The 9,397-nt window shown below is 68.7% G+C and carries 7 protein-coding genes; 3 read left to right on the top strand and 4 right to left on the bottom strand.

Annotated features, from left to right (window positions below; genetic code table 11):
* The 3 genes from ABZZ22_RS12170 to ABZZ22_RS12160 form a co-directional block, all read right to left on the bottom strand.
* Nucleotides 1-1,311 (bottom strand): DUF222 domain-containing protein (locus tag ABZZ22_RS12170; RefSeq protein WP_354931237.1); only part of this gene is annotated, 1,311 nt, incomplete at its 3' end.
* A 488-nt stretch (nucleotides 1,312-1,799) separates the two neighbouring features.
* A complete protein-coding gene (locus tag ABZZ22_RS12165) occupies nucleotides 1,800-2,702 on the bottom strand; it encodes an aminoglycoside phosphotransferase family protein (protein ID WP_354931234.1) in 903 nt (300 codons plus the stop codon).
* 62 nt (nucleotides 2,703-2,764) lie between these two features.
* A complete protein-coding gene (locus ABZZ22_RS12160; RefSeq protein WP_354931231.1) occupies nucleotides 2,765-3,061 on the bottom strand; it encodes a DUF1905 domain-containing protein in 297 nt (98 codons plus the stop codon).
* Nucleotides 3,062-3,132: 71 nt separating this feature from the next.
* Here ABZZ22_RS12160 and ABZZ22_RS12155 point away from each other — a divergent pair, with 71 nt between their 5' ends.
* Genes ABZZ22_RS12155 through ABZZ22_RS12145 form a run of 3 tightly spaced genes read left to right on the top strand, consistent with a single transcriptional unit; the run spans nucleotide 3,133 to nucleotide 4,540 of the window.
* The gene (locus ABZZ22_RS12155) at nucleotides 3,133-3,594 is read left to right on the top strand and encodes a pyridoxamine 5'-phosphate oxidase family protein (RefSeq protein ID WP_354931228.1); all 462 of its coding nucleotides are present in this window, start codon (nucleotides 3,133-3,135) and stop codon (nucleotides 3,592-3,594) included.
* A complete protein-coding gene (locus tag ABZZ22_RS12150; protein WP_354931225.1) occupies nucleotides 3,584-4,240 on the top strand; it encodes a hypothetical protein in 657 nt (218 codons plus the stop codon). The genes ABZZ22_RS12155 and ABZZ22_RS12150 overlap by 11 nt, the downstream gene beginning before the upstream one ends.
* A gap of 42 nt (nucleotides 4,241-4,282) precedes the next feature.
* On the top strand, nucleotides 4,283-4,540 hold the full coding sequence (locus ABZZ22_RS12145; RefSeq protein WP_354931222.1) for a hypothetical protein: 258 nt from the start codon (nucleotides 4,283-4,285) through the stop codon (nucleotides 4,538-4,540).
* Between the two features lie 53 nt (nucleotides 4,541-4,593).
* On the opposite strand, the gene ABZZ22_RS12140 is transcribed toward ABZZ22_RS12145, so the two are convergent.
* Complete coding sequence (locus ABZZ22_RS12140) at nucleotides 4,594-9,249, bottom strand: family 78 glycoside hydrolase catalytic domain (RefSeq protein ID WP_354931219.1); 4,656 nt, start codon at nucleotides 9,247-9,249, stop codon at nucleotides 4,594-4,596.
* Nucleotides 9,250-9,397: the final 148 nt, after the last annotated feature.

The following is a 9,397-nucleotide window of genomic DNA, read 5'->3' as shown; positions in this document are numbered from 1 at the left end:
GACCCTCGGCTGGAAGACACCAGCACAGGTCCTCGATGAGCTACTTTCGAACCCGAACCCACCACCCAGTGTTGCGATGACCGGTTGAATCCGCCCGCCATTGGGCAGGCGTTCATGAAGGTACGCCGGGTCGTGGGCGCGGTGGTGGTGATGACTGCAGAGCAGGGCGGCGTTGTCGAGGTCGGTGGGTCCGCCCAGTGCCCAGGCGAGCCAGTGGTGGGCTTCGGCCCAGGTGCCGGGAATGTCGCATCCTTCGGCCTCGCAGATCGCTGATCGTAGGAGGAGGGCTCGGCGTTGGGCGGCGGTGAAGAATCGTTCCTTGCGGCCGAGGTCGAGGACCTCGGAGGCACCTCTCAGGACGGCGGGGATGATGCCGGCGGTGCACGCGAGCCGTCTGGCTTCGGCCGCGGTGATCGGGGGGCCGCCGAGGATCTGACCGATTCCGGCGTCTTTGCGGAGTTGGTCGAGGTCGATGGTCACGATGACCGTGGTCGCATCGCCGCCGTGGATGGGTAGCCGGGCCGGGTCGAGAGTCTCCAGCATCTGACAGAAGGCACGTCCGAGCCGTCGGGCGTAGGGCAGGTACTCACCGGTCTCTGTCCGGGTGCCGTCATCACGTCGCGGGGAGGCGAAGGCCTCGAGGTTGGTCGCGAGCCGGTCCGCAGCTGCATCGGGGACCACGGCCGAGATGCGGGTGGTGCCGTCCCCGACCCGGCGCATGGTGAGGCGGGTCTTCTTGCGGGCATGGGCCTCCTCGGCCGCGAGCCGTCTGGCTTCCTCGGCCTCAGCGATCTCCGGGGCGATCACGTCGAGGATCCGGCGCCCCAGGCGGCGCAGCCGGGTGGGGTCGAACTGGGTCGCGTAGGCGACCATGGCCTCCTCTGCCTTCACACGGATCTCGGGGTCGAGATCGGCAGGCAGGTCGTCGAGGGCAGCAACGATCACGTGTGCCTGTGCCGAGTTGCACTCTCCGGTGCGCATCGCTGCTGCGACCCGGCCATAGGTGCGGTCCAAGGCGTGCGCGAGCCGGAGGTCGTCGCGCAGGGCCTCGGGGCGCTGGTGGGTGTGGTGGTGCAGCCACGCGGCCACATCACGAGCCCCGCTGTCCGCCGCTACGTCATCGGCAGCCGCGATCACGCGTAGCTCGAGCTCGGCCAGCTGGGCTTTCGCCCGGGCGATCTCGACGAGCGTGGCGGCCTTATCCGGGGTGGCCATGAACGTGGGGTTTGCGTCCGCGACCTCATCGAGAGTGGCGGTGATCGCCACGATGGCCGCCAGCACGGGATGCTGGGGCTGCTGCAGCGTGCTCATCACGGTCACCTCCCGACGTACGAACTCAAAGGTCTTCCTGCTTGATGCAGAATCCCTGCTTGGTTCGCTGGTCCCGGAGGCCCGCCAAATACGGGCTATTACTTACCCTCGCAGCTCAGCGCTCGCGCCCCTGGATCCCCTGGAATACCCCACGCCCGTTGTCTCCAGGGCTGAGAGGCACGCCTCTGTCGAGGTGGTCGGCCTTCACGTTCACGCCTACCCCCACCATAACATAATATGCGAGGAAGCGGAACGAAAAGACCGAAAACCCAATCAGGGACAGATATCCCAAACCCAACCCAGACCGCTGCTGGAAGCCCGCAAGACACCCAAATGGCACCCAGCCCGGACACCCTGCTTCTAAATCTCCCAACCCGGACAACGTATTGGCCCCACCCGTGCTGGAACCAGACACGAGACCAAACAGACACACATCCCCCGCCCCATACGCAAGCGGCCAGCGAGCAGCCCCCCAGCCGAGACGAGCCTCAGCCACCCACCACAGCCCGAGCCATCACAAGCCGATCGGCGCAACGTACAGGCATCGTCTTCCAGTAGTACGGAAAGGTCATCACGGCGATGAACAGCGCCCACGCCCGCGCACGAAGCCAGGTGTCGTCGTCGAGACCAAGCGTCCTCCGGAACTCGTCGCGCCCGTCACCGTCGAGCAGCTCCCAGGCGCAGATCAGGTCCACGGTCGGGTCGCCGACGGAGAGGGCGCCGAAGTCGAGTACGGCGACGAGGCTGCCGTCGCGGGAGAGAAGGTTCTCGGCGAGCAGATCACCATGGACCCAGCGCGGCTCGAGCTCGACCGACGGCAGCGCCATCGCCTCTTTCCAGACGCGCGCGACAGCGTCCAGGTCCAGATCGAGATCGGTGAGCTCGCGACACTGCTGGAGCCAAGAGAGAAAGTCGGTGTCGAAGCCGGCGATCGGCTTGCCGCGATACCACCGCAGCCCGGGGTCGGCGAGAGCCTTTGGCGGGACCTCGGTCCGGCGTAGCCCGGTCACGGCCTCGGCGAGCTCCGCGGCGGTCACGTCTCCGGCCCCGGGGCGTGGCTTCTCGCCGTCGATCCAGCGCACGACGCTCCAGCGCTCGGGGTAGCCGAAGCCGGGTTCGCCGACGGTCAGCACCTCGGGCGTCGCCACCGGGAGATTCGCCGTAAGGCCGGGAAGCCAGCGTGCCTCCTGTGTGATCGCGGCCGACCCGTTCGGCTGGCGGGGGAGGCGTACGAGCCATTCCTCACCCAGGCGGAAGAGCTGATTGGTCGATCCGGTCGAGGCCAACGGGCGGAGGGGAAGATCGGCGTACGCCGCCAGGTCCCGTTCCAGCAGGGAGCGCACGAGCTCCTCGTCGATCGTCAGCTCGTCGTCGTGCATGGGTGCGCTCATCGGTCCGAGCCAATCATGTCGGCGGACGACCGCGCGCGGGGTTTTCGCCGGCCGGGCGGGTGTCAGACGAGGGAGATCGAGACGACGGCGCGGTCGCCCACCTGGAGATCCTCCCGGCGGCGTACGTCCTTCTTGATCGGCAGTGCGTAGCCGTTCTGGCCGGGGAAGACCGAGGTCGTCCAGGTGGTCGTCCCGATTCGCGCCTCGACCTTCACCGACCCGAAGCCGCGGGGCGGGCCCATCGCGGTCGACGCCTCCCGGATGTCCTCGGTGACCTCGGGCGGAGCGGTCACGAATATCCAGGCGTCGGTGTCGCCCTTCCACGGCCACAGCTCGGCCTCGAACTCCCAGGTCTCCACGCGCTCATCCTCGCAGGAGACCGTCTGAAAATGATGGCTCGTCCCGCCGGGTCGGCGGCTAGGGTGCGGACATGGCTGCCCCTCGCTCCCTCGCTCAGAGACTCGCTGACACCCGCGCCCGTCTGGCGAACGACGTCGACCTGTGGATCGCGTCGGCGCACGAGGACCAGCCCTGGCTGGTGCCGATCTCGTTCGTGTGGTGGGAGGGCGAGATCTGGATCGCGAGCATGGGTGGGGCGCGTACGCAGCGCAACCTGACGACTTCCCCGGTCGTGCGCCTGGCGCTCGGTGAGCTGCGGGACGTGGTGATCATCGACGGTCGTGCCGAGGTCGAGCCGATGGACCGTACGCCGCAGAAGGTCCTCGAGATCTATGCCGAGAAGCAGGGCGGGGACCCGGGCGCCTGGGCGGACAGCCTGATCCGGGTGCGACCGAGGAAGGTCCAGGCCTGGCGTGAGTCGAACGAGCTCGATGGCCGCCACCTGATGCGGGACGGCCGCTGGCTGGACGAGGACGAGCCGGATGGGACCTGAGGTCCCGCTGACCGACGACACGTTCCGTGCGCTCGCTCGCTCGTCGCCGTGGCGTTTCTCGAGTCTGCACTTCACGTGGCGCACGCAGTCGTACGGTGACATCGAGTGCTGGCTGCGTAGGCCCGGTCGCCTCCGGGTGCGTGACGGCACGGGGGACCGGGTCATCGACGACGCAGCGACGACGGAGCGCGCTCCGGAACCGGTCCTGCGCGCCGATGGTCTCGTGGCGAGCCGACCGAGGGCCTACACCCACGACATCGACGACCCGATGTGGAACACCTACTGGTTCGTGTCGATGCTCGATCCCGAGGAGTTGTCGGCGGACGTGACGCTGAGTGAGCTGCGCTCGGGACTGCGAGCGGGCCGGGAGACCTGGTGGGCGAGGGCCGTGCCGGAGGCTGGGTACGAACCGCGGTGCGGGTGCTGCCCGCTGCTGTGGTCCTGGGTCACCGACTGGGCCGAGCATGGCGATGAGGAGTCGGGGTGGGAGCCGCCTGCGGGGACGGTCTACCCCGAGGCGTACGAGGTGGCGTTGGACGTGCTGACCGGTGTCGTGGTGCAGCTCTCCCCGATCGGCGGCTCCCGGCCCGATCTCGCGTTCGAGACCGAGATCCATGAGGCAGAACTGTCGGCGGTCTCTGCTTAGGTGGTGCTGAGGACGACATCCGATCCAGACGGAGGAGATGTCATGACCATTAGCGCGACCATCGACGAGGAGATCGACCGGCTCGAGGAGGAGTTCACCGAGCGGCCAGCGTGCGAGTGCAACTGCGGCAGCCCGGACAGCGACGTCGAGCCCTGCGGGGAGGTGGCGGCCTACGCCGTCACCGTGCTCTGTCCCGACGATCGCTGCACCCACACCTACCTGTTGTGTCAGGAGTGCCGAGACCAGTGGGTGCAGAACTGCCCGCCACCCCACCGGCTCCGAGTCTCAGCGCTGGGCTGAGATGTTCGGAGCCGGAGGGATGCTCGCTCAGGCCGTGGCTGGACGGCCGGGCCTCATCGCGTCGGCACCACCCACACGTCGGCGACCGACGGGTCGTAGTCGCCGCCGGTGTCCTGGAACCGGATCCGTGCCGAGCCGTCGGCGGTCAGGTCCGAGGGCTCCACCAGGAACTGATGGGTCATCGTGCCCTGTCCGCCGGCGGTGCGGGTCAGGTCGACGCTGTGCGCGACCTGACCGTCCATGGTGACGTCGTAGGTCTTGCGCCTCGGGCCGTCGAACGTCTCGACGATGCGGACCACGAACGGTCGGTCCGTAGGCACCTCGGCGTCGAACTCGAACCATCCCCCGGGGTAGGAGGAGTGCGTGTAGCGACGGGTCAGCCCGGCCTCCTGGCTAGACCCTGACCGCTCGGAGGCCGTCAGCCCGTGAGCGGTCTCCGAGCTCGCGTCGCCCAGGTCGACGTGGTCGGTCGATTCGGTCGGCGGGGTCGCGAGCCCGACGGTCACGGTGGCGGTCACCTGCTCCATGGGCGTAGGTCCGGTCGCGACGGTCAGCGCCGCGGGGCCGGCCACGACGCTCTGCGGCACGACGACCTCGATGTCGACCTCGGCGTCCTGTCCTGCCGAGATCTCGTAGCCGACCGGCTCCGCCGTCCAGCCGGTGGGGCCGGTCAGCGACATCTCGCCGCGCTGGGTGACGCCGCTGCGGTTGTGCAGCACGGCGGTGACGGTCGCCGTCTGGCCGCCGTCGACCGACGCCGGGGCGCTCGAGGTCCCGGTGATCTCCACCGCGGCCCCGACCATCAGGGTGCCTCCGACGGGGAGCACGGCGGTCCCACCGGAACGGGTGTAGGACACCTCGCCCGTCAGGTCCACGGGCCCGACCGCGGCGTCATCGGGCACCTTGACCTCGAAGACGTGCTCGACCTGCTCCTCGGCAGGCACCTCGTCGGCAGGTGTGCCGACCGGCTTCGCCGTCCAGCCGTCCGGTACGTCGAGGGAGGAGCCCACATCGCTCAGCGGCTGCTTGCCGGCGTTGTCGACGCGCACCGACATCTCGACGACGTCGCCGGGGAGAACTTCCTCGGCCGGGATCTGCAAGGTGGTGACCGCGCCGACCAGCCGCGCAGACGCACGCGAGAGGTTCTTCTCGACCGCCGCCAGCCGATCGAGCAGGTCGGCCGCGGTGGCCTCGGCGATCACCCCGTTCTCCGCGTACAACCGGATCGACGTGTTCAGGCTCGCGGCCGCTGCGAGTCCGAGATGGACCGCCTCGGCGACGTTCTGCGCGCCGGCGTCATCAGCCTCGAGGTCCCACGCCGCGTCGATCTGGTCGCGCAGCGTCTCGGTCCGATTCGCGAGGTCGCGCTTGGCCGCTTTGCCGCCGGCGCCCTTGAGGGGCAGCGCGGAGACGTCCTCAGCTGTCGCGGCGGCCTCGGCCCGGGCGGCACCGAGGTCGCCGAGCGTCGGTGCGACCGCGAAGCTGTAGCTGCCGGAGCCGACCTCCAGGACGACCGCGTCCTCGTCGTACCGCACGAACTCGACGTGCTTGGAGGTCTCGATCGGCGAGCCGCCCTCGGTCACCGCCCACCGGTTGGCGGCCGGGATCCGCACCTCGGCGGTCGTGTTCGCGGGAATGGTGACGTCCAGGGTCATCGGTCCGTCGTCGGTGGTCCAAGCACTGCTCACCGTGCCGTACGGAGTCTCGAGGCTGTAGTCGACGTGATCGATGCCCTCGCCCGGCTCGGGCGCGATCCGCACCTTGCGGTAGCCCGGAGCGGCTTCCGAGACCCCGGCCATGGTGCGGTACATCCATTCACCGACCGCGCCGTAGGCGTAGTGGTTGAAGGAGTTCATGCCGACGTCGTTGAAGCTGCCATCCGGGTTGATCGAGTTCCAGCGCTCCCAGATCGTGGTCGCGCCCTTGCCGATCTCGTACCCCCACGACGGGTAGTCCTCGTGCTGCAACAGCTTGTAGGCGATGTCGGTCCGCCCGGCCTTGGTCAGCGCCGGCAGCAGTCCGTCGACACCGAGGAAGCCCGTGGAGAGGTGGTAGTCACGTCGTTCGAGCGTCTGCACGAACTGCTCATAGACCGCGTCGCGGCGGTCCTCGGGCTCGAGGTCGTTGGTCAGGGTGAGGATGTACGCGGTCTGGCTGTCGCCCTTGACCGAGCCGTCGGCGCCGATGAAGGCCTTCTGATAGGCGGCCCGGATGGCTTCGTAGCGAGCCTGGTAGGCCTCGGCGTCGCCGTCCCGGCCGACGGCCTTCGCCATCTGCGCGAACTCACGCGTGCTCTTCGCTACGAACGCCGTGTCCAAGACGTCCGCGGGCGTCGGGTCGTCGAGGTTGAGCCAGTCGAGGTAGCCGCCGGCGGACCGGATGTGGTTGGTGGAATCGGCGTCGAGGAAGTCGACGTACCGCTTCATCATGTCGTAGTTCTCGGTGATGACGTCGGTGTCGCCGTACGCCTGCCACAGGGTCCAGGGCACGTGCACGCCGGCGTCCATCCATCCCGCCGACTCGTAACCACCGTCGAAGCGACCCGGGACGACCGGGGCGACGCCGGGCAGCGAGCCGTTCGGGCGCTGGGTGTCGCGAAGGTCCTGCAGCCACTTGGTCAGGAACGACTCGGAGTCCATGTTGTAGACCGCCGTCCGGGCGAACACGTTGATGTCGCCGGTCCAGCCCATCCGCTCGTCGCGCGCGGGGGTGTCGGTCGGGATGGAGAGGAAGTTGCCGCGCATGCCCCAGACGATGTTGCTCTGCAGCTGGTCGACCATGTCGGAGCTGGTGTCCAGAGTGCTGGTCAGGTCGCCGTCGGTGCCCACCACGACGCCCACGATGTCGTCGGCGTCGGGCGCCTCGTCGACGCCCGAGACCTCGATGTAGCGGAAGCCGTGGAAGGTGAAGGACGGTTCGAACGTCTCCGGGTCGTCGGAGCCGAAGGTGTAGGTGTCGGTCGCCTTCGCGGAGCGCAGGTTGGCGGTGTAGAGAGTGCCGTCCGGGTTGAGCACCTCGCCGTGACGGATCTTGACCGTCTGGCCGTTCTGGCCCTGCATCTCGATCCGGACGTGCCCGACCATGTTCTGGCCGAGGTCGTAGAGGTAGACGCCGTCGGTAGGTGACTCGATCCGCTCGGCGGTCTCGAGCTCTTCGGTGACGCGTACGTCGACGGTCGTCTGCGGTTCGAGTACGTCGGTCGGCTCGTCCCGCACCGCAGTGGCGGCCCAGTCCTCGTCGTCGTATCCGGCCTCGTCCCAGCCGTCGACCGCGGCGGCGCGCCGGGCGTCGTACCACTCACCGTCGAGCATGTCGGACTCGCGGGTCGGCCCGCCGGTCGTACGCCAGGTGTCGTCGGTGCGGATGACCTCGCTGGTGCCGTCGGCGTAGTCGACGACGAGCTCGGCGATCAGGGAGTTCTCGGTGCCGTAGACGTCGGTGCCGAACATCGCGACCTTGCCGGTGTACCAGCCGGGGGCGATCTCGGCCCCGAGCACGTTCTCGCCCGAGGTGACCTGGTCGGTCACGTCGTAGGTCTGGTAGTCGATGCGCTTGTCGTACGCCGTCCATCCGGGCGCGAGCTCGGCGTCGCCGACCCGCTCGCCGTTGAGGCGCAGCTCGTAGACACCGCGTGCGGAGGCGTAGATGCGGGCGCGGGTGATCTTCTTCTCGCCCAGATCGGCCTCCTTGCGCAGCAGGGGCAGCGCTTCGTCGCGCCTCAACCACGCCTCGCCACCGGAACCATCGACGCGGAGCCCGTCGGCTGTGACGGTGCCTGCGGTGAAGGTGAGGTCGTCGGCCGGGAAGTCGGTGTCCACGAGGACCGTGCCGTCAGCGCTGGTGACGGTCACGTCCTGGACCACGCCGGACTCTGCGCCGTGTGCGCGGAAACCCAGGACGCCGGGCTTCGAGAAGCTGGCGTCGGTGCGCCGATCGAGCTGCTGGCCGTCGATCGTGGTGGTGATCGTGTCGCCCGCGACGTTGATCGCGTAGTCGTGCTCGGCAGCGAAGTCGAAGCCCGCAGGGACCGGCTTCGCGGAGAGCACCGAGTATCCGCCGTTGCGCTTCACGTGCGGTCGCAGCGCGTCGTCGGTCTCGCTGAGCTGCCACATGTAGGCGTTCTCCGTGTCCTGGCCACGGAAGTAGACGCCGAGGGCGCCCTTGATGTCGGAGGCGGTGAACTCGATCGTGTAGTCGGTCCACTCCGCGCCCAGCACGGGCGTCTCCGGGCCGATCCAGTCAGCGGTCCAGGCCTGGTCGCCGACCCCGGTGGCGAACGTCGCCGGCTCGCTCCAGGCGGACGGGGCACCCTTGTCGTCCCAGACCCGCACGGACCAGACGTAGTCCGTACGAGGCTTCAGCGCCGGTCCGGCGTACGTGACGTCGACCGACTGGCTGGACTTCACCTTCGCGCTCTCCCATACGTCGGGCGAGGCGAGCTTCTCCTTCGTGGAGGCGACCCGGACCTGATAGGCCTTCTGCGTCACGCCGCGACGGTCGGTGTCGAGCTGCCAGCCGAGCTTCGGGGCGGTCGTCGGGATGCCGAGCGGATCGACCAGCGCGTTGGTGCGCAGCTCGTCGACCACGGGGCGCGAGCCGGCGGCCTCCTGCGCGAGCGGCTGCGCCGCGCCGGCCATGGGCGGTGGCACGGTAGGGATGAGGATGACGGCGAGACAGGTCGTTATCGACCCGGCGATGCGTCTGCGCACAGCGACTCCTGGGGGCGGCGAGTGATTGAAACGGTTCAAGCAGTATGGCGTGCGTCACATCACTCTGCAATGAGTTGGCTGCTTCCGGCCACGTCAGCCGGACTTGGCAACACAGAAACGATTCAACCCGTGCCGTCGACTCTGGCCC

The organism is Nocardioides sp. NPDC006273, assembly GCF_040613495.1.
GTDB lineage: Bacteria > Actinomycetota > Actinomycetes > Propionibacteriales > Nocardioidaceae > Nocardioides.
This window is presented reverse-complemented; position numbering and strand designations above follow the sequence as displayed.